This window comes from Lactobacillus kefiranofaciens, from assembly GCF_014656585.1.
Taxonomy (GTDB): Bacteria; Bacillota; Bacilli; order Lactobacillales; family Lactobacillaceae; genus Lactobacillus; species Lactobacillus kefiranofaciens.
This window is the reverse complement of record NZ_CP061341.1, coordinates 295240-319818: the sequence shown is the minus strand read 5'-3', so window position 1 is coordinate 319818 and position 24579 is coordinate 295240. Positions and strand designations below refer to the sequence as shown.

25 protein-coding genes are annotated in these 24579 nt (G+C 33.7%); 3 read left to right on the top strand and 22 right to left on the bottom strand.

Translation table 11 applies throughout. The features are described from left to right. Positions 1-58 precede the first annotated feature (58 nt). Positions 59-304, bottom strand: coding sequence for a type B 50S ribosomal protein L31 (locus ICI50_RS01555; RefSeq protein WP_013855312.1), 246 nt, complete (start codon positions 302-304; stop codon positions 59-61). A 182-nt stretch (positions 305-486) separates the two neighbouring features. On the opposite strand from ICI50_RS01555, the gene ICI50_RS01550 reads away from it, so the two are divergent. Next, a complete protein-coding gene (locus ICI50_RS01550; RefSeq protein WP_056940900.1) occupies positions 487-1311 on the top strand; it encodes a Cof-type HAD-IIB family hydrolase in 825 nt (274 codons plus the stop codon). A gap of 33 nt (positions 1312-1344) precedes the next feature. Here the strand turns inward: ICI50_RS01550 and ICI50_RS01545 are convergent, their stop codons facing one another. The 4 genes from ICI50_RS01545 to ICI50_RS01530 form a co-directional block, all read right to left on the bottom strand. Continuing rightward, positions 1345-2937, bottom strand: coding sequence for an APC family permease (locus ICI50_RS01545; RefSeq protein ID WP_056940910.1), 1593 nt, complete (start codon positions 2935-2937; stop codon positions 1345-1347). Positions 2938-3041: 104 nt separating this feature from the next. Continuing rightward, on the bottom strand, positions 3042-4277 hold the full coding sequence (glyA, locus tag ICI50_RS01540) for a serine hydroxymethyltransferase (protein WP_188891824.1): 1236 nt from the start codon (positions 4275-4277) through the stop codon (positions 3042-3044). A 49-nt stretch (positions 4278-4326) separates the two neighbouring features. Next, positions 4327-4620 (bottom strand): hypothetical protein, encoded by a 294-nt coding sequence (locus tag ICI50_RS01535; RefSeq protein WP_025084045.1) that lies wholly within the window; start codon positions 4618-4620, stop codon positions 4327-4329. Beyond that, positions 4601-4939 (bottom strand): hypothetical protein, encoded by a 339-nt coding sequence (locus tag ICI50_RS01530; protein ID WP_056940901.1) that lies wholly within the window; start codon positions 4937-4939, stop codon positions 4601-4603. Before ICI50_RS01530 ends, ICI50_RS01535 begins: the two co-directional genes overlap by 20 nt. A gap of 438 nt (positions 4940-5377) precedes the next feature. On the opposite strand from ICI50_RS01530, the gene ICI50_RS01525 reads away from it, so the two are divergent. Further along, positions 5378-5893, top strand: a complete 516-nt coding sequence (locus tag ICI50_RS01525) for a hypothetical protein (protein WP_056940902.1) — start codon at positions 5378-5380, stop codon at positions 5891-5893. Between the two features lie 60 nt (positions 5894-5953). Here ICI50_RS01525 and ICI50_RS01520 read toward each other — a convergent pair whose 3' ends face one another. The 3 genes from ICI50_RS01520 to ICI50_RS01510 form a co-directional block, all read right to left on the bottom strand. Then, positions 5954-7264, bottom strand: coding sequence for a Fic family protein (locus ICI50_RS01520; protein WP_188891822.1), 1311 nt, complete (start codon positions 7262-7264; stop codon positions 5954-5956). A gap of 217 nt (positions 7265-7481) precedes the next feature. After that, the gene (locus ICI50_RS01515; RefSeq protein ID WP_236694777.1) at positions 7482-7649 is read right to left on the bottom strand and encodes a hypothetical protein; all 168 of its coding nucleotides are present in this window, start codon (positions 7647-7649) and stop codon (positions 7482-7484) included. A 58-nt stretch (positions 7650-7707) separates the two neighbouring features. After that, positions 7708-8010 (bottom strand): hypothetical protein, encoded by a 303-nt coding sequence (locus ICI50_RS01510; protein WP_013855304.1) that lies wholly within the window; start codon positions 8008-8010, stop codon positions 7708-7710. A 260-nt stretch (positions 8011-8270) separates the two neighbouring features. On the opposite strand from ICI50_RS01510, the gene ICI50_RS11000 reads away from it, so the two are divergent. Next, on the top strand, positions 8271-8360 hold the full coding sequence (locus ICI50_RS11000) for a putative holin-like toxin (RefSeq protein ID WP_074484233.1): 90 nt from the start codon (positions 8271-8273) through the stop codon (positions 8358-8360). Between the two features lie 191 nt (positions 8361-8551). On the opposite strand, the gene ICI50_RS01500 is transcribed toward ICI50_RS11000, so the two are convergent. The 14 genes from ICI50_RS01500 to ICI50_RS01435 all read right to left on the bottom strand — a co-directional run bounded on the left by ICI50_RS01500 (position 8552) and on the right by ICI50_RS01435 (position 24576). Beyond that, positions 8552-9775 (bottom strand): GIY-YIG nuclease family protein, encoded by a 1224-nt coding sequence (locus tag ICI50_RS01500; RefSeq protein WP_095341950.1) that lies wholly within the window; start codon positions 9773-9775, stop codon positions 8552-8554. After that, positions 9762-11711, bottom strand: coding sequence for a DEAD/DEAH box helicase (locus ICI50_RS01495; RefSeq protein WP_013855301.1), 1950 nt, complete (start codon positions 11709-11711; stop codon positions 9762-9764). The genes ICI50_RS01500 and ICI50_RS01495 overlap by 14 nt, the downstream gene beginning before the upstream one ends. An 11-nt stretch (positions 11712-11722) precedes the next feature. Beyond that, a complete protein-coding gene (locus ICI50_RS01490; RefSeq protein ID WP_095341952.1) occupies positions 11723-12475 on the bottom strand; it encodes a hypothetical protein in 753 nt (250 codons plus the stop codon). After that, complete coding sequence (locus ICI50_RS01485) at positions 12459-15152, bottom strand: class I SAM-dependent DNA methyltransferase (protein WP_188891820.1); 2694 nt, start codon at positions 15150-15152, stop codon at positions 12459-12461. Before ICI50_RS01485 ends, ICI50_RS01490 begins: the two co-directional genes overlap by 17 nt. 8 nt (positions 15153-15160) lie before the next feature. Beyond that, a complete protein-coding gene (locus ICI50_RS01480; RefSeq protein WP_188891818.1) occupies positions 15161-15445 on the bottom strand; it encodes a hypothetical protein in 285 nt (94 codons plus the stop codon). Beyond that, entirely contained in the window at positions 15409-15657 is a 249-nt protein-coding gene (locus ICI50_RS01475; RefSeq protein WP_013855298.1) for a hypothetical protein, read from the bottom strand. Before ICI50_RS01475 ends, ICI50_RS01480 begins: the two co-directional genes overlap by 37 nt. 216 nt (positions 15658-15873) lie before the next feature. Next, positions 15874-17124, bottom strand: a complete 1251-nt coding sequence (locus ICI50_RS01470; protein ID WP_095341955.1) for a tyrosine-type recombinase/integrase — start codon at positions 17122-17124, stop codon at positions 15874-15876. After that, positions 17124-17333, bottom strand: a complete 210-nt coding sequence (locus ICI50_RS01465) for a DUF3173 domain-containing protein (RefSeq protein ID WP_095341956.1) — start codon at positions 17331-17333, stop codon at positions 17124-17126. The genes ICI50_RS01470 and ICI50_RS01465 overlap by 1 nt, the downstream gene beginning before the upstream one ends. A gap of 244 nt (positions 17334-17577) precedes the next feature. Then, on the bottom strand, positions 17578-18552 hold the full coding sequence (locus tag ICI50_RS01460; protein WP_095341958.1) for a replication initiation factor domain-containing protein: 975 nt from the start codon (positions 18550-18552) through the stop codon (positions 17578-17580). 125 nt (positions 18553-18677) lie between these two features. Beyond that, positions 18678-18875 (bottom strand): hypothetical protein, encoded by a 198-nt coding sequence (locus tag ICI50_RS01455; RefSeq protein WP_143445824.1) that lies wholly within the window; start codon positions 18873-18875, stop codon positions 18678-18680. Positions 18876-18997: 122 nt separating this feature from the next. After that, on the bottom strand, positions 18998-19507 hold the full coding sequence (locus ICI50_RS01450) for an FtsK/SpoIIIE domain-containing protein (protein WP_188891816.1): 510 nt from the start codon (positions 19505-19507) through the stop codon (positions 18998-19000). Continuing rightward, positions 19497-19985 (bottom strand): hypothetical protein, encoded by a 489-nt coding sequence (locus ICI50_RS01445; protein WP_143445825.1) that lies wholly within the window; start codon positions 19983-19985, stop codon positions 19497-19499. The genes ICI50_RS01450 and ICI50_RS01445 overlap by 11 nt, the downstream gene beginning before the upstream one ends. After that, positions 19972-20421 carry a hypothetical protein gene (locus ICI50_RS01440; RefSeq protein ID WP_095341962.1) on the bottom strand — a complete coding sequence of 150 codons (450 nt, stop codon included), beginning with the start codon at positions 20419-20421 and terminating at the stop codon, positions 19972-19974. The genes ICI50_RS01445 and ICI50_RS01440 overlap by 14 nt, the downstream gene beginning before the upstream one ends. 552 nt (positions 20422-20973) lie before the next feature. After that, on the bottom strand, positions 20974-24576 hold the full coding sequence (locus ICI50_RS01435; RefSeq protein WP_188891814.1) for a type IIG restriction enzyme/methyltransferase: 3603 nt from the start codon (positions 24574-24576) through the stop codon (positions 20974-20976). Between the last annotated feature and the right edge of the window lie 3 nt (positions 24577-24579).

Below are 24579 nucleotides of genomic sequence, written 5' to 3'. Positions count from 1 at the left end.
AAATAATCCCTTAATGAAAAAAGCAGCCCCAATGGGACTGCTTCCACCAGATAAAAGTTTACTTCTTCAAGCCGTACTTCTTGTTGAACTTTTCGATTCGACCATCTGCTTGAGCAAACTTTTGCTTGCCAGTGTAGAATGGGTGTGAATCTGATGAAACTTCAACACGTACTAATGGGTAAGTTTCACCTTCGTAGTCAATAGTTTCCTTTGGCTTCAAAGTTGAGCCAGCTAAGAACTTAGCACCAGTTGCTGAGTCCATGAAAACTACTTTTTGAAAATCTGGATGAATACCTTGTTTCATAATTTATTACTCCTTTGCCATGACCGTATTACAGATCATAGATTAATCGATTAACATTAATAAGAATACCATATTCAAGTTAGTAATTCAAGCTCTTTTTTTCTTCATATTAGCAGATATTTTTCCGTAAGCATTTACAAAAAATGCTAAACTAAAAGAAATAATATTAATGAGGTAAAACAATGACAAATCTTCCTTTTAAAGCTGTAGCTGTAGATGTTGACGGTACTTTTGAAAATGACGATAAAGAATACGATCATCAAATGTTTAAACAAATCTTACACCAATTGCATCAGCATGGCGCACATTTTATCATTGCCAGTGGCCGACCAGCGGGACGATTAATCGAAGACTTTAGCGAATTTATCGATTCCGTTGACCTGGTCGCAGACAATGGAGCAGTGCTCGTGCGTGATGGCAAAATTATTCGTACTACGACTTTTTCAAAAAAAGGCATTTTGCAATTCGTTGATTACTTAAGGATGCGTTATCCCGGCTCAACTAAAACGCTATTAGTCAGTGGCGTTAAGCATTCTTATTTTTTGAAAAGCACTCCGCCTAAGTTTAAGCGCTCCCATCATTATTTTTATCCCAACAGTATCGAAATTGATGACTTTTCTCAAATTCCAGCCGATGACCAATATACCAAACTCACGGTAGATTATCCTAGCAAGGTTCGGCGTGAATTAGAATATGGTTTTAACAGCCGCAGCGTGGAAAAAGTTAATGTCACTACAAGCGGCTGGAACTATATGGATATTATTAGACAAAATGTTAATAAGGCTGCTGGTCTAAAGGAATTTTTAGCTTATCTTGATGTGCCTAGAAATGAATTAATTGCATTCGGCGATGGCGAAAATGATATTGAAATGCTTAAATTGGCTGGCCTTAGCTATGCGATGGCTAATGGGCAAGACAGCGTGAAGAAAATTGCCAAATTTATCGCGCCAAGCAACAACGACAACGGCGTCTTTAAGGTATTGAATAAATACTTAAATAAAGCATAAGAAAAATGGTTGAACTTAAATCGTTCAGCCATTTTATTTTCTCGTTTGACTAATTTTTTCTGCATACGGATCAAGCTCATTCAAGCCAGTCTTTAATCCCCAATAATAAAAGAATAGTGAAACCACAATAATTACTACAAAATCAAATGGATACTCAATCCAATCTTGACCGCCAAAACCGCTACTGCCAATAAACGACATGAGCGACATGAAGATCAGGTAGACCAGCATCCACCAGCAATTGCGCAGCTGTTCTTTCCAATTAGAATGCTGGTAACGAATTTCATAATAAAAATAAATCGGCAAGCCTAACGCAATCACCAAAATAACTTGAATAGTCGTTGGCCACATTGACCGATAAATCGCTAAGCTAGTTAAAACGAATGCTACCGGCGCAAGCCAAGGCATGTAGCGTGGCTTAAATGGCCGTTCTAGATCTGGACGTAATTTTCTCAGCGTCATTACCGTCACTGGCCCAGTTAGATAAGCAATTAGCGTCGAGGCTGTAATTACAGTCGCTAATAAATTCCAATTTCTAAATAGACTTACTAGAATAACCGCCAAAACAAAGTCTGCCATCATTGCATAAAGCGGAATTAAATACTTCTGATTAAGACGCCCTAACCATTTTGGCAAATGGCGCGTATGAGTCATTGCAGCTAGTGCTCTAGAAGCCGTGGCTACAAAAGCTACTCCTGTGCCAAATGGCGAAACGAAAGCATCTAAATAAAGCAAAATTACTAACCAATTAATACCTAAGATAATAGCTAAATCCGCAAACGGTGAGGTAAAGTCAATCCCATGCCAGCCTACTTTAGCTAACATCCCCGGCTCAACGGTACCAATAAAGGTCACTTGCAGCATAATATAGATCGCTGCCGTAATTAACATTGAGATCAGCACTCCACGCACAATATTTTTGCGTGGATTCTTTAATTCTCCACCCATATTAATTACCGTTTGAAAGGCATCGTAGGACATGATAATGCCAGAAACAGAGGTTGCTTCAAAAATTGACCGCGTGCCATATGGCATGAACTCATGAATATTAGAACCAAAATTTTGTGGATGAAACCCAGATATAATCAAGGTAACAATGGTTAATGTGGGTAACAAAATTTTAAACACCGAGATTAAATTAGTAAAGTGCGTTATAATTTTGACCGACCAAAAATTAATCATGGTAAAAATCAACATAAAAATGAAAACGACGCCTAAACCAGCAAAAGTTATATTGCCATTTTTAATGAAATTCTTCGTCCAATTAGCCCAACTCCACGGCCAGGAACTCATATATTGAACAGCAGCGACTGCCTCCATAGGTACTAAAGTAATCAATGAAATCCAATTAGCCCACGCCGCAATAAAACCTAATAGTGGTCCGTGGCTATATTGAGCATAGCGACTCATGCCACCGCTTTCAGGAAACATCGCTCCCAGTTCTACATACGTTAAAGCAATTGCAATAATAATTACTGCCCCAATAATCCAAGATAAAATAGCTGCTGGCCCCGCAATCTTAGCAGCAGAACCGGATCCAAACAGCCAACCCGAACCAATTAAAGAATTTAGTGCCAACATAACAGCAGAAAATAATCCTATTTTATGTCGTGTTAGTTTTTCCAAATAATCACTCATCCCCTCATTTTTATCCCATTTTTAGCCTTTAATTATAGCAAAAACAGCCTTAGTAGCAAACTAAGACTGTTAATTTTCCTTTAATCAAGTAATTATTTAATTGGATGCTTTTGTGTTAATTCTTGTACACCCTTTTTCACTGCAGCGATTGTAGCATCATCTTCTGGATTAGATAAAATCTTGATGATCAGCTCAGCTGTCTTCTTAGCATCTTTTTCATTAAAGCCACGACTAGTAATTGCCGGTGTACCAATTCTTAAGCCGCTAGTTACAAATGGACTGCGCTTGTCGCCCGGAATTGATTCCTTATTAGTCGTAATATGCACGCTATCAAGCAGATTCTGAGCATCTTTGCCAGTTAAGCTGGTCTTAGTAATATCAATAATCATTAAATGATTATCTGTACCGCCAGAAACTACCCGAATATTCTCTGACTGAGCAAAAGTCTCAGCCATGGCCTTAGCATTTTTAACTACTTGCTTAATATAATCGGTAAATTGTGGTTGCAAATCTTCATAAAAGGCTTGTGCCTTCCCTGCAATCACGTGCTCAAGCGGACCACCTTGAATACCTGGGAAAAGTGCGGAATTAATCTTCTTACCAATCTCAAGATTATTAGATAAAATCATCCCACCACGTGGTCCACGCAGCGTCTTATGAGTAGTTGTAGTTACCACATTTGCCACTGGAATTGGGCTTGGATGTTGACCTGTAGCGACTAGCCCTGCAATGTGCGCCATATCAACCATCAAGTATGCACCAACTTCATCGGCAATTTCACGGAACTTTTGCCAATCAATAATGCGACTATAAGCAGAAGCACCAGCCACAATCAGCTTAGGTTTTACCTTCAATGCCAATGCGCGAATCTGGTCAAAATCTAACTCTTCCGTTTCAGTATTCAAGCCATAACTATAAGATTGATAATTCTTACCACTGAAGTTAACCTTAGCGCCATGAGTCAAGTGACCGCCGGCGTCCATACCCATTCCTAAAATAGTATCGCCAGGCTTTAATAAAGCTTGATAAACAGCCATATTAGCTTGTGAGCCTGAGTGGGGCTGTACGTTAGCAAACTTAGCATCAAATAACTTTTTAGCATAATCGATCGCTAACTGTTCTACTTGATCGATATATTGACAGCCGCCGTAATAACGTTTGCCAGGATAGCCTTCGGCATATTTATTAGTTAAAACTGAACCTTGAGCTTCACGCACAGCATCAGACACAATGTTCTCTGAAGCGATTAATTCAATTGTCTCTTGCTGGCGCTGCTCTTCATGATGAATGGCATCCCACAATACGGGTGATTTTTCTGAGTATTTCAAGATAAGTCCTCCTTTTTAAACAGATATCTTACCAAAAATTATACCATTCCTAATACTTGTTTACTATGTTTGGCACGGTAACTAAATACGCGCGCTGACTACGTGGAAATTCCTTCTTAAAAGCTGCATTTACATAATGCCGACATTCTGGATCAGTCAAAGGATATTTTTGAGTAAAATGTAAATAGCCATCCTCAATCAAGGTCAATTCGCTACCATCATTTTTGACAGTAATTGCACGATCTTTCTTAGCCGTCAGCAGCTTAATCTCTTGATACTTATTTTTAGTGCTGCACATCTTTTTAAGCAAATTCATTGCCTGTTTAACGGGAACCAAACGCATAATGACTTCCTTTCAAAGTCGTTTCTAATTCTCGACTAAAACTATCTTTTTGCAAATTTGATGTAATCAAAACCACCAAAATCTGTTCATCCTTCACGGCAAAAGCAACTCGCACTGACCCAGCTTGCTTCAAATTTAAGCGAAATTCGTAGATAGACTGGCCCGCAATTCTAACCGGTGAGGCAATTTTCACCTTGCTCATTCCCGTCTCTAATTGAACTTGAATAGCCTGCTGAATCATTTTCTCAATTACCGAATGTAAATTTTTATGTTTTTTGAAAAAAGATTTACACCCAGTACGATCATAAGTAACTTTCATGAATTTTCTCCTCGTGATTAATTGTAAGGCAAAAATTAACATATTTAGTTGAAATATATTTCAATTTTTTCTAAAATAAAAGCGCTCGCAACCTCTACATTACGAGCGACTTTGCATTATGGGACGCATGCTTAACTTTATCCGTAGTTAAGCATGTTTTCTTATACATGAAATCACTTAAAAGTAATCATCCTATAATATAACGTCCGTGGTTAGCGTAACACGCTTTAACGAATAGTTAAATGCCGTTATTAACACATTTCCCCTTAAACTTGGAGTAAACCGTAAAAAAGCTACTATTTTAATTATCAGCAAAACTTATTTTTACTTTATTTAAGCGCAACTTAATGATTTATCTAAAATTTCATGCTATCCTACTATACATCAAGACAAAATATGTTTATACTTTTAAAGTTGAATAGGGGTGAATTTCTGATCATGAAGAGCGTTAATTATAAGAAGAAGCATCACATGTATCTGATGAATCATATTAATGGTGATGTAATTGAAGTAAAAATGGACCACAAGGATAAGTCATTTAAGAAATTAAGACTTTATCGTCAAGATGGTTTAGGCAACTATTATCTTGACTCACATGCACAATTGGATGATCAGAATGGCTTAGCCACTAAAGAAAATATCGTTGAAGCCGGTAAGAAAGTGAGCCGGCACATTGCCGATACTAAGAATTGGCACCATAAAGTTCATCCAGTGTTTAATGCTGATCACAAGATTGTCGATTTTGAACCTAGAATTGCATTAAAACATCATGCACATATCCAGAATGCTAAAAGATATCTGCGCCACCTTAACCATCATCACGCAGATTTCTTGTTCCGGAGAAACAACAAGGGACGCTTAATGGCACCATGGAACTATGTCAAAGACGTTATCTACGAAGATCGCAATAAGGAAATGGTCCTGGCACATAAGGTGCATAAGTTATCTAAGTAAGAAGAAAGGCTCGCAAGTTGATTGCGGGCTTTTTTGCTTGTTCGTCTTTCTTAAAACAACCTATTTCTTATCTTTTAATCCAATTATTTCATTCAATATCTCATGCTGTTTTGGTCTACCGTTAATTTCCTTAATCCATTGCATGTTTTCCAATTGAATTATTGCATCCCTAGTTCGTCTAATCGAAATATTACCAGTTTTTGAATTCAATTCAATAATATCATTATCTAGAATCCCCAATTCTCTATTACCAGCAAAAAGCTTTGATTCACCTAGATAAAATAAAACAGCATGGATTGCTTCTTTATCATATTTTTCATCAAGCGAATTTACTTGATGCTTAATGTTTGCACCAATTTGTGTCAATTTCTGCCGATCTTCACTTAAAGTAGCTATAATTTCTTCTTGTTGAGCAACTAGCAACTGTAGCATTTCATCAATGAAAAAGGTTAATTCCGCATAATTTTCTGCTTGATCAGCTTCCTTAAAAATCCTGTAATATGTTTGCACCCGTGAATGGATTGCAGTAGCAACTGAAAAGCCAGTAAAATGATCATACTTATGAGAAATATATGTTGAAAGCAAATACCTCCCCATTCTTCCATTACCATCTAAGAAAGGGTGTGTATTTTCAAAGAAGAAATGCGTAATCAAACTTTTATAAATTGATGGTAAATCATCATTATTCATAAATTCAATTAAACTAGATAGAGCCTCAGAAATATTTTCTTCCGTCTGAGGAGGGACATGAACTGTATGAACAGCATCACCTATTCGTAATTTCTCACCTTTTGATAACTTATCTCTAAAAAGCTTACCATTAGGCAACTTATCTTGTTCAATTTCGCCTTCTAATAAGCTGTCATAAATTTCTCTAAAATCTTTTAAATACTCAATTTCAATCAGGTGATTACTTTGAGTTTCTTGATACATTCTAATAGTTGATTGTAATCTCTTATGTGAGGGGCGTTTGGGATCACTTTCATTATCACGAATAATTGTACTAATCTCTCCTCGGTCAGTTTTTACGCCTTCGATTATATTAGTATAAGTAATCTCAGATACCAGAAGTGAATTTAAAAACTGTCTTTTAGCAATTCCCGGTAATGCTTCTGCAAGTCTCTTAATTTGATTAGAATTATCTCTTAAGTTACTTTCTAATCTAACAATCTCAGGTAAATATACAAAAAAGATAGGATATTTATTTGTTTGTACTCCATTTTTATTAGTCAAAAAGGGATACAGATTGGTTTGATATGAACTAACTCCATGTAAACGTGATTGATAAATCTGATCTATTTCTCCTTTAGAAACCATTTGTGGTTTATGTAAGTATTTTTCTTTAGATAATGAATGATAATTTTTGACCATAATAGCCTCCATTTTTAATATAAATTAACAAATAGGGCTTTTGTTAATTTATATTATATTAGTTAGCTATAATTATTAACAAAAGCAGTCTTTTGTCAATAATTATAGCTTTAATGGATCTTCAATATTAACAAATTTGAATTTTGTTAATATTAAAAAGCTCGCAAACTTAATTGCGAGCTTTGAGCAATATTTCATTTATAAAATTTTAGATCTTTCACCCTAAAGTAATTCTTCCAAGTTCTACACAGTTCAGGAAAGTTTTCTTTAGATCCTTTGAAGACAATTCTGCTTTATTATTGGATAACTTAGCTGTTCCATCTTTTAAAATCCAAAATTTAGTTGACGCTGGATTGGGGTGTCCCTTAGTTACATGAACATGTATTGGTTCATTACCTTCATTCGACCAAAAATATAATTTATATCCCGCATAAGTAAAATAATTAGGTATCTGTAGCCTCTTTCTCTTTTGCCGCTGCTAAGATAATTTTGGCATTATTGTGCAGGATCTCTTCATTGCGCTTAGTCTCAGAGGGAGTAAAGCCATTATTAAAAAGCAATTTATAATCTGGCAAAGTATATCTTGCTTCACTAAAGCCATCATCCGTTGGCAATTCGAAGTTTACCTCAACCTTAATACTTCCATCTTTTTCTTTTAATGGTTGAGTATGTGTAACTATTAACCGACCTGGAAATTCAGCATAAGGATACAACATTTTGTCACCTTTTTTCGTAAGTAAAAACATATTTTTCTCCTTTCATTTTACCTACTCCATTATTAATTACGCAAAAAAATGACATATTTTTGCTATGAGTTTAAGGCTTTAGAAAAACTTAATAATTCAAAAAGACCGCAAATTTGATTGCGATCTTATTGCTTGTTCGTCTTCCTCAAAACAATCTATTTCGCTATAATTATTTCTGCAGAAAGTTTTATGAGCGGTGGCTGTTTTTATCCTCCTGGAGGTGAGGGCTATGGCCTACACTAAAAGAAAAGGTTTCAGTCATGTCGGTTTACGAAGGCATTTCTTTGATGCTGATGTTTGGGACGTTTCTGTTGGCATTGCTGACATACATCGACCACCACAATAAATAAAAAGCCGCTCAATCTTATAACTTTGGCGGGTTATATTGAGTGCCTTTTAGTACAAAATATTAATCATTAGCCACCGCTCTTAAAGCAGGCTGTAATTGGAGACCGTTGTGTCTCCTTTTTCTTTACTTAATTATAACATGTTTTTCAATTAAAAAGCTCGCTTAGCTTACCTTTATAATTTCTTAAGATTTTTAGTTTGCCATCTGTAACTTACTCATAATTTCATTAATAATATCATTAATAGTCTCAAAGTCTACTACAAACCATTCTCTAGGATGAATAATCTTGCCATTAGCTGCCTTAATATCTACATCTAAACGATATTGAGATAAAGCATGGTGCAAAGCTGTTTCTAAAGCTTCTGGATTAAGATTTATAACCTGATACTCTGCCACCACTTTAACAGGACCATATAAATAAGTAGACTCATTCTCGGCGTTAGCAATTCTTCTTTCAACTGTTCCCGAAGTAAATCCAACTTTATACAAAGGATGATCCTCTTGAATTCGTTTTACATCTGCGTTATTGCTAAGTGATTTTAATACATAAACATAGCCAGTTATTTGATCATTAGCCCCGAACTCAAATTTATTATCTGGTTCTGTGACAATCTTGCCACCGCCACCACGTTGCCTAGACCCGTATAAGGAGGCAATTAAACCGTTTCTCAACGGGAAATTTTCTGTCCCATTGTCATAGATTACGTGTAAACGTGCATCAGTATCGGTATCACTACGGTTATTGTTTTTAAACTCGGAGCCAATAGATTCAATATACATTAGTTGACCTTTTAGAACATAGAATCCATGTAATTTGAGCTTATTATTACCATACCTTACTAAATGTCGCTTGCCCGAAGTTAACTCAGCTTGCACTTTCTTAAACATCGGACGATATTTATTAAAATCATCCATTGTTTTTCTCTTTGATTTGTTTTTAGCAACATTTTCTTGAGATTTTTTATATGCATTAAGGGAACCAGTATCAAATAATTTTGAATTCAAGGACTGACCAGAATTATCAAACAAAGCGGAATCATCATTCAAAATATCATCTAAAGAATTGAAAGTCATCTTTTCATGACTAACTTTTTCTTTTAAAGCCACATTCTGATCTTCTTGCTTTAGTAAACCTAATTTGTCGTAAGGTTTCAATAGTTCTATTCTTTCTGGATCTTCTCGAATTCCTTTTAATCTACTAGCTAATTTTCGTTCACCTAATCTACTAAGATCTGTAGTCTTCTCAGGTTCCTTGCCATTATGTTCCTTTACCCAGCTCTCTATCTCTTTAAATTTTTCAACTTCAGGATCATAAGTAACCTGTACCTTTTTAGGTTTTGCCAACAATTCGTCAGCTGCAGGATCATTAAAAATATCATCAAGAGAGCGAATCGGACGCGAATTATCTATTTTCATTTCTTCTAGCCTTCATGTCACTCAATTTAGCTAAAGCATAAGCCATACGTACTTCTTCTTCATTATTGGAATTTTTATCTGGGCTGCGTCCTGTTCTTTCTACAAATACCTTTGCATTCATAAACAATTGCATTAATTCTTCATCAGAGAAATCATACTTCTTCGCATCAATTGAACGCTCAATAATTCTAAGAGTATTGCTGTCAATGTTTTGAGACATAACATCGTAAGCTCTTTGGAATGGATTAATTGACTGAATCAAATTAATATCTAAATCATTAACATTAATAAATTTATCTGCCATCTTAAGGAATTCATTCGTATTTCCTTCTTGATCAACCGAAGAATCTACCTTAGCATGACGCAAGACAGTATCAGCTACAACATATTGACTAACTTGATCTATCTCATCATTACTTAAATCTGGATAGCGAGTCATAACAACTTTAGGAATTAATTCCTTATTCATTACTTCTGCATCCACATTAGCTGCAATTCCATTCTTTACATCTTGATCCTGCAAAATCGCGGCTTTCAAATCAGGCAGATCATTTTCAATAATACTTTGAGTCCTCTTGGTAGTTGGTTCTTTAAGTCCTTTAATCAAAATATCTGCATCCCCTGAAGGAGTATCAGATTTATGATTTCTTCTCTTTAAATGAATCTCTGGGGCAAGTACTTGTTCCATTAAGAGGGATGCAGTAATAGCCTTTAATATTTGATTAACTGCGTATTGAACAGCATCATCTTTAGCATCTGGTTGTTCAATCATATTAGTAAACTGTGCATGTATCTTATTTGAACTATCACGAGTTACACGACCAATGATTTGAACTATTTCAGTCAATGAATGACGATAACCAATAGTTAAAGCCTGTTCAGCCCATGGCCAGTCAAATCCTTCCTTAGCCATATTAAGAGCCACAATAATATCTAAATCATCAGCACTACTAATATTTCTTAGATACTCTTGAACCTTTTCTCTACCATCTTCATTAACCAGATCAGCAACTTTTAATAATTTACCAGTTTGTTTACTCTTAATGGTATAAATACCAGTCTTATCATCTCTATCAACGAGGTTACCAATTGCATCAAAGATAGCATCAACTTCATTGTATTTATCCTTAGTCGATTCACTAGAATTGATACTTGGAATATGAATAATCGTCTTCTTAGTTGTATCAATCGCATCTGGTAAAGCATCTAAATATGAACCTTGATAAAACTTATAATCAATTCCAAATGACTTTAAGTATTGGTAGCCATCGAGTTGCTCATAGTATGTATAAGTGACCTTATCAAATAATTGCTCATCCTCTGGAGAAAGGATTGGCTCTGAATCTCCTCTAAAATAAGAACCAGTCATAGCCATAATATGGGCAGAGGAATTATGCATGATATTCTTCAAGGCAGTACCTAAGACAGAACTATCATTAGATGAAACATGGTGAAATTCATCAATCGCAACCATAACATTATCAAATGCACGATCATCAGCTACTTTTTCATAGGCAAATCTTAAGGTAGCATGCGTACAAATTAAAATTCTACCTTCTGAAGAATTAAGAAAGTCCACTAGTTTTTGTACTTTGCTTTCATCCCCACCTGGAAGAGTTAAATCATATTGTGGATCAAGCTTCCAATCTTCATAAAAGCCATATTTGACTAATTCAGTATTCTTAAATGATCTACCTATTGATCTTTCTGGAACAGCTACAATAACTTTTTTAACGCCTTGATTAGCCAACTTATCTAAAGCTACAAACATTAAAGCTCTAGATTTACCTGAAGCCAGTGGTGCTTTAACTAAAAGATATTGAGAATTACGATGTTGGTAAACACGCACCTGCATCTCACGCATCCCTAATTCATTGGTATTAGTGCTTTTACCAGTTTGATGATAATTTACTTCAACTACATTTTTATCTTGCATTTTTATTACCTTTAATTTAAAACTTTTAATGCTTCTACATGTATTCGACTATCTTTCTTCATACAAAGCAATTCACCACATGCAATAAATGATTGAATAATATTTGATTGGCCTGGCAGTGGCTTTAAAAGAAATTCTTCCGCAGTTACTTCAAAACTTTCAATACTTTTAGTTCTTCTATCAACGTCCTTACCAATAAATAATCCTCGTCGAGCATCATAAACAAAGTTTAAGTGGGACGAAGCATTTCTAACTTTTTTATTTAAAGCATCAATTATGAAAGACCAATCAGTTTGAGATTGTCTTAAACGATTTATTAAGCTGCCTGCTGATTCAAAATATAATGATTCTAGTGAATAATTCTGTCCATGAATGAGCCGATCAATACATACTAAATTAGCTAAAATTTTAATATCTAATTCAAATGAATTCTTAAAGTCATCTACTAATAGTCTCGCTAACATATTTTTCGAAAAATTAGGGTTATTTTTCATATTATCTATATAAGAAGTAGTTTCTAAGTGCTGTTGGATATAAGTATCATAGGCAACTTGATTTTCAAGTCCCCTATTTTCTTCAGTTCCTAATACCCATGCAGCAACTAATTTTGCCGTCTCTTCGGAATTTATTGCCCATGCTTTTTCAAATATAATGTTCAACTTTTTAGTCATACTTTTTAATTCGTTATAGCCAGTATTAGTTGGAACAAAAAGCGCAACATAGTCTTTATAAAATTCTTCTGGTGTTTTAATTGGTTGATTCATTTTCTTTCGCTTTCTTACTGTACATATCTAATAATAAAGCTAAACGTTCATTGTCATCTCTAAAACCATTAGGTTTATATGCTCGATCAACTACTTGATCAATTTCTTGATGAGCCTTTAATAGCCTTGCATTCATTGGTTTAGGATTCTTTTCAGCAAGTGGTGAACCATATAACTCTGCTAAAGTACCTCCTTCTTCTTCACGAATATCAAGAATATTTAAAACTAGTTGTTCTATTTCTTTTTTTCTTCGTGTAGATAAAGTAGGAACAGGGAAGGTATTAAAACACAATCTGTTTGAATATCTAAAATCTGTCTTTAATTTTCCACCAACAGCTTTAATCCAAGACATATGCATTTTTGACATCAAAATCCCTAATAAATATATGGGTGCATTATATATACCGAAGTTAGGTGCAGCAATTATAGATTTAGAACTTATATACCCCATAGGAATATAGTCTCTATTTCCAGAGGAAGCCTGAGGAATAAATAATGCTGGTAAATCTCTATTTTGAACCACCTGAAATTTATATGGAATATGTATTAACGATTTATCTTTACGTTTTGATCTAGCTATCTCAACTTTCTGTATTCTGTCTTTAATAAATATGTCATCTTTAAATTTATCAAAGATCTGTTTTGTAGGTATCCATATACAATATTCCATCGTATTGTTAATATAATTTTTTCCATTAACATATGGACAAATAATTTCTTTTAAATTTGGATTTCTATTAACTTCATTCTTATATTCACTTTTGGATAAAATGAATCCGCCTTTTCCATCTGTAGGACTTGAACCTCTTAATGCTAAATACTTTAAAAATAGAGGTTTACTCGACGGTTTAATAATTACATTAGGTCCATCAGTTAAATAAGCATTAATAAATTTTACTGTTCTAAATGAATTACCTGTAAAAATTATCTTTTCAGTTTTTTCTTTTATTCCAGATAAGCCTACTATTATGACATATACATTAGCATTAGACTTAGCATTATTACTCCATAAAAAAGAAGTATATGCAAATTTTATATTAACATTTTCTTTTAAAACTCTTGACCATAATCGTTGAACTTGTTCTCCTTGTACAATAGAATTTGTTGATACAAAAGCACTTTGTGCGTTAGTGTTACTGATATAATTAGATGCACAAATAAACCAACCTGAAACATAGTCCAATTTTTTTACCACAGTATTATCATTAAAGACTAGTGCGAGATCCTCTTTTTGACTATCATTTTGGTTTCTTGAACCTAAGTAAGGTGGATTACCAAACAAATAAACCTCATCATCTTTCTTATGAGGTAAGATCTTCTCCCAATCTAATCTCAAAGCATTACCACAAACAATAGCTCCTGCATGTTGTAAAGGTAGTGTTGGACGAACAGCATTGTTAATTTCATCCCTAAGCTTAATATTCATCTGATGTTCAGCAATCCAGAGAGAAAGACGAGTAGTATCACAAGCAAAGTCATCAATTTCAATCCCATAGAATTGATCTAAAGTTACAGAAGGCAGATACATCATAGCCTTACCGCTACCTTCTTCAGCTAGAATTCTATTTTGTTCTTTTAAAATATCAATCTCTAGTTGTCTCAATTGCTTGTAAGTCACAATTAAGAAATTACCAGAGCCACAGGCAGGATCCATAAACTTAATCTTGCCAATACGATCATAAAGATGTTGAAGTTTCTTGTAATTTCCTTTACTCTTTTCAAATTCATTTCTTAAATCACCAAGGAACAAAGGCTTAATAACTTTCATAATATTTGGTACAGAAGTATAGTGCATCCCCAAATGACTACGACTGTCTTCACTGGCAACGGCTTGAAGCATAGATCCCAGAATATCAGGATTAATCTGATCCCATTCTAGTTTCTCACCAGCATCAATAATTAGTTTTCTAGACTTAGCCGTAAACTTCAATGATTCATGTGGATCCTTAAATAAATCACCATCAACATATGGAAAGTCTGCTAACCAACTAGGAGTATCTTCTGGACGATCTTCTTTTTTAACATCTAGAACACTGAATAACTGACCAATAAAATCATCTAAATCACTACCATCAATTTTAGTTAATTCCTTTAGTCTGGTAGTAAACAGATTCTTTTCAAAAATATCTGTATCTTCTGCAAAAAGACAAAATAGTACTCTAATTAAGAAAAGATTCAAACCTTTTCTTGTTGCACTAGGATTATCCTTAACAATCACATCATACAATTTAGCAAATCTTTCAGCCGCTCTAATATCAGCTGGATTCTCTTTATCAAAGTCCGCCTTTTCAATACCATTCCATGCTAAGAAGAATTCAAACTTCTGTGGCAATCTTTCAAAAGGGATGCTCAATGTATCATCTGTTTTAATATCGTATGCTAAGACTTCTTTAAAGTTTGTAACAAATATATATCTAGGCTTAGTTCCTAACTCATCAACTTTAGCTTTAACATCAGTAAATGACTGCATTAAATCCTTATCCGTCTGCTTATAATAAAGTTTATTCTTCAAGTAAACTTCACCAGCAATATCAGATAAGTTATTGATGCCTTTCTTTAATTTAGTAATCGTTGCTTTAGGGATGTCATACACTCCTAAAAAGTCATAGATAAAGTTATCATGATCCTTCTTAATGATTATCTCTGAAATTTTGTCTTCAATTTCTGTAATTGCCATTTTTGTTCCTACCTGTTTTGTAAATCATGCTTTGATTGCGCATACTCAAGTTCAGTATAAATTTTTATTGTTCCATCTTCAGATAACATAAAAATATATCTATCATTTTTCAAATGCCTAAGGATTTCAAATATATTTATAATTTGTATCTGCATCAAGTCACCACTGACAATTATGGTGATCTCTGTTCCTTGATTATTGCAGTCTTTAAAACTAGGTTTTAAAGACTGCATTTTTCCCGTTGCATCCAATTTCTTTAATATCTTATTTTTATTACGTTCATTCCATTCCACAATTTCTCTATTTTAGATGCAAGTAAACTACCTATTATTCCTTCTGAAACATTAATGATAAAAACTACAAATGTAGAAATTAATGACATTTGTGGTTGATCTGAATTTATTCTTCTTCCTTCAATATCAACATATCGTTTGTCAAAATTAATTCTTGCCACATTATCTCTAGAAATAATAGCTTTTTCATACATAATTTTTGCTTTATCCATATATTTTTGTTCCTTTCCAAATTATTACATGAATAAAAAGCCCTTAGTATAATTATAATACTAAGAGCTTCTTCCTTTTGGCATACTTTTATGTCAATTAATACCTTTTTAAGTAGTTTTTATTCCTGTTAAATGCTGATATATCGGCATTCCAATTCCAACTAATATAATGGTTTTATTCCCCGAGAATAGGGGATGTTTCTTTTATATCAATGCTTAAGCTGTCTTTTTCTTGTTTTGGCATACTTTTGGCATACCGACAATCTTGCCATCGCCTAAATATTGATTTCCATTAAATTCAACCTCTGACTTCTCTGCTGGTTGAATACTCATACTGTTTTCCATCTTGGAAGCGATCACTAAATCATTATCAGAAAACATGTGAGCATGGTATTTAAGGGTTGTCATAGGTGTTTTATGACCTAACCTATGACTGACCGTTAATACATCTGCGCCTAATTCAGCAATCAAATATGAAGCGTTAGAGTGTCTTAAACCACGTCCATTAACTCTAGGTACTCCAGCAAGTTGAGCATACTTTTTTAACCAACGGCTTAAGGTTGATTTATTCAATGGAGTATCATCATAACTCAAGACAAAATTTTTAACATTATATTTTTCTTGAAGCCTTTTCCAATCTTTTAAGACCTGGAGTAGCTCATTATCAAGAGTTACAGTCCTACGACTAGCATCATTTTTTAGATATGGGCTAATTGTATAATCCATTTTATTCTTATAATGTATGTTCTGGATAAATGAAACCTTACCATTTACCAAATCTACATTACGCCATGTTAACGCTGAGCCTTCAGAAACTCGACAACCCATCCGATAGAAGAATAAAAATGTTATATAGATTAGTTGTTCATAGAAGCTATCAGTCGAAATACAAGATAATACCTTTTCAAATTCTACCTTAGTCCAATACTTGGCTACTGCCCTTCCTTTAGGAATAGCCTTGGTCTCCAATGCTGGATTACTTGGAATCAACTTTATCTCAACTGCATAATCTAAAGACTGCCTAAACGCCGTATAAACTAAACTAGCGTAGCTCTGTGAATACCCAGAATTAGTTAATAGCCAGGTGCGATATTCCTCACATTCTGCAACTGTAATCTTCTTTAACAACATATCCTCAAAATAATCTATCCCTTTTAAGAACATGATTTTATGAGTTTCATACGTTGTTGCTTCAACATCACCACGATATTTTGGCAAGAACTTTTCTTTCATGAAGTATGAATAAGAGATATTATCCAGATCAATATTAAGATACTCTTGCTTGATTCGCTGTGCTTCTTGATATGCTTCACGTGCGCTTTTAAAAGGTTTACGTAATTGGTTACGTCTACCCTTCTTAAAACGAGATCTACCCAAAGCATCCCTGCCAAGAAAGACCTGATAAAGGAACTTTCCTGTGTTAGAATCTTTGTAAACATTGGCATATCTGGTTTTAATCAGTGTCATTAATTACCACCCTCTGTCTTATCAGAGAATGATAAACCTGTGATTTCTGAAACTGCATAAGCTGGAACAGAACCAACTCTTTTCCCATTATAAAATGGATAACCTTTTTTAGCCATCAATTTTTTAGCATTTCTAATGATGGTTCTAGCTTGGTTAGGCTTAAAGCCTAATGCAACTAGATCTGCATAATTAATTAATAGTTTTTTCATAGCTTTTCCTTTTCAAAGTCTTCTTAGAAGTAGATAATGAAAAGCGAACAACCGTCTCATTGGTTTGTTCGCCATAAAGGGTTAATCATTGCTTTGGTCGGTATGATTAGCCTTTTTTTCATTTTCGATTTCTTTAACTGCTCGTTTTAAATAATAATTTATAGTATCAATATTTGGATGCTGTGTTCGAATTAATTCTAAATCCTGCGCCATATTGCTCGGAATTGCATAATGATTTTTTTGATTAGGTTTTGCTACATAATCTATCATAAAGAATAAAAAAATCATTTTTACCGTCTTCTCCAAATAACTGAGCAATTCGATAAAATATCCCTGCTGCACCACCAACTAAAAACCACTTTAATTCCTGTACTAACCTATCAGTAAGTTTAGACATTAACGGAGGAATAGAACCTTCATCATTAGCTAAAGCAGTAAGTTCTTCCCATAATGGAATAAGTTTGCGATTAGAATCAGTAAGAAGCCATCGCTTAACTACATAACCAATCAACTTTTGACTAATCTTATCTTTATCTTTTTGGTTTAGGTCGTTGAGAACTGCATGAGCAGCGTCGTGTTTAAATTCTCCTTCAATTCGCATCCAACTATCACACTGTTGAGCTAAATCAAAATACGGAGCACTAGTTTTATTTTGCTCTATTTTCTTATCATAAATACGCAAGAAGTTATCACTAGAACGCGCACCACACGTAATTCCAGTAATGACTTTATTTGCTCCAAAGAATTTTTGATGCTTTGCAGATAATACTCTTTTAAGAGAATCCAAGATTAAAACTTGTTTATCTTGTAACTTTTGATGTAAATCATCAACCGTTAAGTCATAATTAATCACATCAATAGCTACATCAAGTCTCGTAAATTTAGCTTTCTTATTTATCATTATTTTAATTAGATTGTCAAAATCTAAATCATAACCCCTGAGTTTACCCAGATTTTTCCAAGCCTTAAAACCAGATGCACTAAAGTAGAGTAATAAACCTTGCGACTTTTTCTTATCATTCCACATAAATTTTATTTTGCCATCATAGTAACCAATGGCATCTGAATAATGATTTAAGGCTTTAGATTTATTTGAATCACCAAAAATTTTTGATAATTTCAGTTCTTTGTCCAGCTGAAGTGCAGTATTCATACCTCCCATCTTATTGATAGGAAAATTAATACTAACTTGATCGACAGTAACAAAATATTCTGTCATTTTTATGTACACCTCTTAACTAATCAGATATACCCGCCTAATAGTTATTGCGGGTTAATGCTGAACACTCCGTTCGGAACGTTCCACTTGCCAGCTTCCAGCTGGCATCCGTCAGCAGACAACATCTAAGGTTCTTCCCAGTAATCCTCATGTATAAACCAGTTTGGATTGACCTCTTTTTGAATTTTCCTTACAATTTTAGGAATATCAATTGTAGACATATTAGGAAAATACACTGGTTTCGGCATAATAAATCCGTTCTTATAGAATAAAGCCGCTCCTTTAATGTTCTCAGTTAGAGGTAGTCCTTTAACGTCGGACATTGGAAATAGCATCCTCTTAGTATCGTTATCAGCTCCATTGGGTGCCATTAATAATCGGTTATTAAACTGAAGTGTTGTATCTCTTGGAAGAATCTCAGCTGATGGTCGCTGAATACCAACTATTACTGTTTGCCCCAACGGGGCGAGACATATATAGATGCTTGACGTGCTGCAACGAGTAAATCAAAAAGGTACCGTAGAATTTCACTACGAAGCTTTGGATCGTTCAGTAAAACAGCCAGTTCATCTATTATGAGAACGATATTTCTAACACTTTTACCGTTCTCAATATAATCACTGGCTACTTTACCGAAGTCTCCAGAAAAACGATCATAGCGTTTATGCATATTCTGTGTAATGATACGTAATACACGTGCGGCTTGATTAGGTGTTACTGCGGGATGTAAGCTTTTTAAGCTGGCAAGATCCGCACCCTTTCCGTCAATGAGATATGGCTTAGCACTCATCCCTATTTGCTGGCTATCCAAGCGACTTTTTGCGCTCATTGACGACAACAAGATATCTTCCAAAGTATTTGTTTTAGTCGATCCAGTAACACCGGAAACAATCATGTGAGGACTAGCTTTCCAGTCAATTACACAATTAGGAGTAAGTAATACTTTAGAAATCACTTTCACTAACCTGTCCTTGAGATTGAGTAATGTTAATTCTGTATACCGCTTTACCATTACTTACACTCTCTAAATTTGCAGAATGATGAAACGCAGCACCCACTTCATTTGCTAGCTCTCGCAAATTGCGAGTATTAGTAACACCATTCGCATCGACTGCTAACAAATAATATCTAGGATTAGACATATCTAACATATAATTAACAGCATTACGATAGCGACCAATAGTGTAATTATCACGCTTATCTGCTAACTTAGCGGAGTTAGTTAAACGATCAAGTGCCTTAATTTGATCGGAATAAACAATTCTATTGAAACAATCAATTAACCACTTATATTGGCTAACAATTGGCATAAGAATTAACAATGATGCTGAATGAAAAGTAAAACCTAGAATAATTCCAGCTATTACACCAGTAACTAATAATGGAGCATTCAATTGAAAATGATCATTAGGATTGTACTTAAGCATGCGCATGATTGCCCCCAACGATCTTCATAATTTGATCATTTGTAAGGTTTAAAACTCTCACACCTGTTGCGCTTAAGCCCTCTCGACCGTTAAATGACCAATGTGATAGATCATCAAACGCTACAATGACCATTTTAGAATTAAACATGATTTCAACGTTATCTTCTTCCTTAAACATGCATTCTTGTCCCTTAACCTTAACTTCAAACTCAGTTGACAAAGGTAAAAGCTTGCTATTAAGAGATTGAACCCTGTAAACTGCACGCACGATATCATCACCATTACTATCCTTAGCAGCCTCGGTGCTACCAGATAATACTTTAAAAATGCTACCAGTAGCTAATTTCAAAGGTTTTTGAAGTGCGTTACTAATTGGAGTTGCCTTTGGCAAGATGGCTTGTGCAAAGGTAGAATCCTTGATAGTTTCATTTTGTTGTGCCATATTTGTGTACCTCCTTGTTGAGATATAGCGGGATACAGCATCCCTAACATCAATATTTGGACAAAAAAAGCGGATTATCAGTGTTGAAGTATTCTCTAACGCTTGATAATCCGCAAAAAATTAAAAGGAAGCAAATGTCATTGAACACTTGCTTCTCATTGCTATTTTTATTCAGTTTTCCAAAAATGGGCAGACTGGTAGCGTATGAGAAGTTAAAGTTAAAAAATATACCTTTAAATACTTAAATACTTTAACCACGCTACTACCAGAACCCGCTAGCGTGGCGCCCACGGTGGTACTGCTACATTTGTCTATTTAAATCCACCGTAGATCTGTAGTAGCAGCAACATTGTTCTACGACTTATCCAACACAATCTCATAATGACGTCATCACAACATGTTGGCGCAATGTAATAACTACGTTTGCCAGAATGAGTAAATAAAATATACCTTTAAAAATAATAAAAAACTTTGTAAATCATTTATACCATGTTTAAAGTATGCCAGCAATTTCTAGTGCATCTCTTTAAATAATCTTAATATTTACAGATATCAAAATTCAAATTTTCTAACAGTTTCTTTTTCTTTTTCATCAAGTCCAAAAGCTGTCATTACTAATTCATCAACTTTTGTATTTTCTTTAGAATAATCATCATTATTTTTAGCCTTTTGCATGATTATCTTTACTAATGATTCAATATTGTTTTGTATTTCAGTGCCTATATCGGGAAGAGGAAATTGTCCTAATTCATTTACCTTAAATTGTGGAAACAACCTACGCTGAAATTTATCAAATCTCATTAAAAACCACAGAGTCATAGGCTTAGAATTAATAAATCCAAGCAATACTAATGGAGAAATATTTTGTATATTAGTAATCACCATTGAATTTAAATCGTTGATCACTCTCTTTTCAACATATATACCATCAATAGCATAATCAGATTTATTTGGTATTTGTCTTACTAAAATACGAGGTTTACTAAATATCATCGGATCTCGCATAGCAGCTAAATTAGGACCATACTTTATATATTCACCTGACCAAGTAAGAAAATAACGTTTAACATCTTTTCCCTCAATATAGGGTAAATAAGTATCATCAATTTTATTTCTTGAATGATAAATCCTATTATCTTTATCTTCTCTAGTAATTTTCGGGTTACCTTTACCTACCTCATAAGCTTTTATTCCAGCCTTTACAATAGCAATATTTTTTTCAACAAAAGATTTCAAACTATTTATCTTCCAATAAGCATCAATAGCATCCCTATATTTAACCATAGAAATACTAATTAACGGTTTTTCTTTACCAAAGAAATCCTTCTTTACAGTGCCAACAGTATTAAAATCGCCTTTCTCTAACTCACCTACGGTTACCTCATCGGACTTTTCTTTTTTCAGAAATACAAGGCAATTATCTACGTTAGCATCTGCAAATATTTTATCTAAGGAATTTATTATTACTAAACTACCTGCTTTATTTAACAGGAAATCCCTAATTTTTTGGTTAGACTGAATAGTTAACATGTTGTTAGGAACTATATATGCAAACGTACCATTCTTCTTTAATAACTTGTATCCCAGCTCCATAAATAAGGTATATGTATTAGCTTGATACTCATCTACCTCATAATTAGCAAGATAATATTGCTTAGTTTTTTCATCAAAAGATTGATTTCTAGCAAAAATGTATGGTGGATTAGCAATTACTATATCAAATCCAACGAAGCGACCATTTTCATCTAATACTTCAGGAAATTCAATTCTCCACTCTAAACTATTACTAAACATAGGATCATTTTTATGTTTTTCATAATTTTCTTGTGCTTCCTTAGCTTTTTTCTTTAATTCTTCAAATTTAGCATTATCTATCTTTCCAAAAAGATTCGTTTGTCCAACATCACCTAATTCATTCTGTAATTTTCTTAATCTTTCACCCGCAGGAGTCGTAAAACTAGCAAACAGTTTATTTTTAATATCTTCAATACTCTTATTTATTTCAGCTTTAACCCGTTTATTACTAGTTTCTTTATACTGTCTAACCAAAGATAAGTAATTCTTGTAATCTGTCTTACGCAAATCAAAGTTAGCATTCAACATAAACCGATGAATTAAACTATCACCTATTTTGATATTAATATCAATATTAGGAAGAGTTGTTAAAACACGGTTACCATTTTCATCAACTGAATAATAGGCATTTTTAAGCAACTCAATCCATAAACGTAACCGACAAATATTTACAGAGTTAGGATTTAAATCCACACCATATAAACAATTTTCAATAATACGTTGTTTTTGGTGGAACAAAGCTTTTTGTATTCTTAAAGTTGAAGGCTTATTTACATCATAAGAAAAATTGTCACCTGTCTCTGTTTGAACAATTAATTCATCATTCACTACAGTACATTGAATGTCGTTTAATAAGTTACCATCACTATCAAATAAAACCCGCAAAGAAGACTTAATAGCAATTAATTCATTTAAAACAGAAACAAGGAAATGTCCTGAACCAACAGCAGGATCAAGTACTTTCAAATTATCAATTGCGTTACTGATTTTCTTTCGATCTTCAATAGAGAAATCAAAATCTCTAGTATGCATCCCTAGCTGAACTATATCTTTAGCATTCCAGCCCATGACTTCATTAACTTTAGTTAATACCGCCTGTCTTACAGCTCTTTTAGCCATATACATAGTGATTTTACCAGGTGTAAAGAAAGAGCCATCCTTATACCCGTTAATCTTTTCAAAGATAAGCCCTAGAACTGAAGCATTAATTAATTGATCTTGCTCCTTTTTACTCTTTGCTTCTACAGCAGAAGTAAAGTCATAAGCGCTTAAGAATCTAAATAAATAATCTAGTATAGGTATTTTCCCAGTTAATTTCTTGCCATTACTATCTTTTAACTTGGTCTTAGAATAAACTTCAATATCTCCTTCACGGAGCTCATTAATTGTTATTCCTTTAGCTGATTTTTCCAAAGAAGTAGCTTCAAATAAGGATGAATTCATATAAGGAACGTTAGGATATTCTGCTTTGATTCTTGGATAGCGTTCATCTAATCTCTTTGCCATAACTGCAAAGAACAAATCGTTAATATCATCAAAAGTATGGAGCTTCTTATAATTCAAGAATTTATAATCATTGCTCCCGTTGAAAGATACTAATGATGATTCTAGTAATTTAAGAAATAAAATTCTATTAACCCAAACAACCACTAATTGAATAGCAATATCAAATCTATCCTTCTCAGGTACATCTTTCATATCCAATTGTTCAATAGTGTTTTCAATGAGGGATGCATATTGACGTTTATTTTCTTTTAAACGGTCAATAACCTTATTACCGCTTTTCTTGTGCTCTTCTAGTCCCATAATATACAAGAGCTCATTATAAAAGTTCTTGTTAAGGCTATTTGAATCTGAGAAGATTTCTTCATTTAATAAATTCTCAGAACTAAAGAAACGATATAATTGCGTTATCCTGTTTTGCTTAAACTGGTCGGAACCCTTTACTAAATAATCCTGTAAATTGAAATAACCAATTTTGATCTTTTTATTTAAAGCTTTATCAATCTCTGGAGCTACAACTTCATTATATAAAAAATCTGTTGTTGTTCCTGATAATTGTCTTTTTTCAAACTTCTTAAAGTTTTCAACTAACTTCTTGTTCTTAACAAAATGCTTCTCTAATTCCCTAGAATCAATGACAAAGAATTCATAACCATTTGTCACTATTCCACGTTTAACTTCGATATTCTTATTGATAATTCTTTCTTTTAAGTAATATGAAACTAGTTCTCTAAATCCCTTGGCATTGAGATTATCTTGACTCATCATTTCAGCTTTATTGTCTAGTTTTTTGTACTCAACAATTACACCTACACTACTTTTACTGGTTTTACCGTTATAAATTGCCAAATCAATTCGATCACTAGTATTAATTTGCTTATCTGGTATAACTTCTTCAAGGAAATCTCTAAAAATACCTTTTTGAAATTCTTCACTTTGATTTTTATTACCTTCAAGTTTAGTAATGTAATCAGTTATATTCTTTTTAAAATTTTCTTTTTGATCTTCTTGAGGCATTACTGCTTGAACATTTCTATTTATTAGTTGCTTTAAATTTAAAAGATCTCTTTCTGCCATTAA

Excerpts from the sequence above, each read along its gene's own strand:
- ICI50_RS01555 (WP_013855312.1), bottom strand. The coding sequence starts at position 304 with ATGAAACAAGGTATTCATCCAGATTTTCAAAAAGTAGTTTTCATGGAC.
- ICI50_RS01550 (WP_056940900.1), top strand. The coding sequence starts at position 487 with ATGACAAATCTTCCTTTTAAAGCTGTAGCTGTAGATGTTGACGGTACT.
- ICI50_RS01535 (WP_025084045.1), bottom strand. The coding sequence starts at position 4,620 with ATGCGTTTGGTTCCCGTTAAACAGGCAATGAATTTGCTTAAAAAGATG.
- ICI50_RS01530 (WP_056940901.1), bottom strand. The coding sequence starts at position 4,939 with ATGAAAGTTACTTATGATCGTACTGGGTGTAAATCTTTTTTCAAAAAA.
- ICI50_RS01525 (WP_056940902.1), top strand. The coding sequence starts at position 5,378 with ATGAAGAGCGTTAATTATAAGAAGAAGCATCACATGTATCTGATGAAT.
- ICI50_RS01520 (WP_188891822.1), bottom strand. The coding sequence starts at position 7,264 with ATGGTCAAAAATTATCATTCATTATCTAAAGAAAAATACTTACATAAA.
- ICI50_RS01510 (WP_013855304.1), bottom strand. The coding sequence starts at position 8,010 with ATGTTTTTACTTACGAAAAAAGGTGACAAAATGTTGTATCCTTATGCT.
- ICI50_RS11000 (WP_074484233.1), top strand. The coding sequence starts at position 8,271 with ATGTCGGTTTACGAAGGCATTTCTTTGATGCTGATGTTTGGGACGTTT.
- ICI50_RS01500 (WP_095341950.1), bottom strand. The coding sequence starts at position 9,775 with ATGAAAATAGATAATTCGCGTCCGATTCGCTCTCTTGATGATATTTTT.
- ICI50_RS01495 (WP_013855301.1), bottom strand. The coding sequence starts at position 11,711 with ATGCAAGATAAAAATGTAGTTGAAGTAAATTATCATCAAACTGGTAAA.
- ICI50_RS01490 (WP_095341952.1), bottom strand. The coding sequence starts at position 12,475 with ATGAATCAACCAATTAAAACACCAGAAGAATTTTATAAAGACTATGTT.
- ICI50_RS01485 (WP_188891820.1), bottom strand. The coding sequence starts at position 15,152 with ATGGCAATTACAGAAATTGAAGACAAAATTTCAGAGATAATCATTAAG.
- ICI50_RS01475 (WP_013855298.1), bottom strand. The coding sequence starts at position 15,657 with ATGGATAAAGCAAAAATTATGTATGAAAAAGCTATTATTTCTAGAGAT.
- ICI50_RS01470 (WP_095341955.1), bottom strand. The coding sequence starts at position 17,124 with ATGACACTGATTAAAACCAGATATGCCAATGTTTACAAAGATTCTAAC.
- ICI50_RS01465 (WP_095341956.1), bottom strand. The coding sequence starts at position 17,333 with ATGAAAAAACTATTAATTAATTATGCAGATCTAGTTGCATTAGGCTTT.
- ICI50_RS01460 (WP_095341958.1), bottom strand. The coding sequence starts at position 18,552 with ATGACAGAATATTTTGTTACTGTCGATCAAGTTAGTATTAATTTTCCT.
- ICI50_RS01455 (WP_143445824.1), bottom strand. The coding sequence starts at position 18,875 with ATGTCCGACGTTAAAGGACTACCTCTAACTGAGAACATTAAAGGAGCG.
- ICI50_RS01445 (WP_143445825.1), bottom strand. The coding sequence starts at position 19,985 with ATGCGCATGCTTAAGTACAATCCTAATGATCATTTTCAATTGAATGCT.
- ICI50_RS01440 (WP_095341962.1), bottom strand. The coding sequence starts at position 20,421 with ATGGCACAACAAAATGAAACTATCAAGGATTCTACCTTTGCACAAGCC.
- ICI50_RS01435 (WP_188891814.1), bottom strand. The coding sequence starts at position 24,576 with ATGGCAGAAAGAGATCTTTTAAATTTAAAGCAACTAATAAATAGAAAT.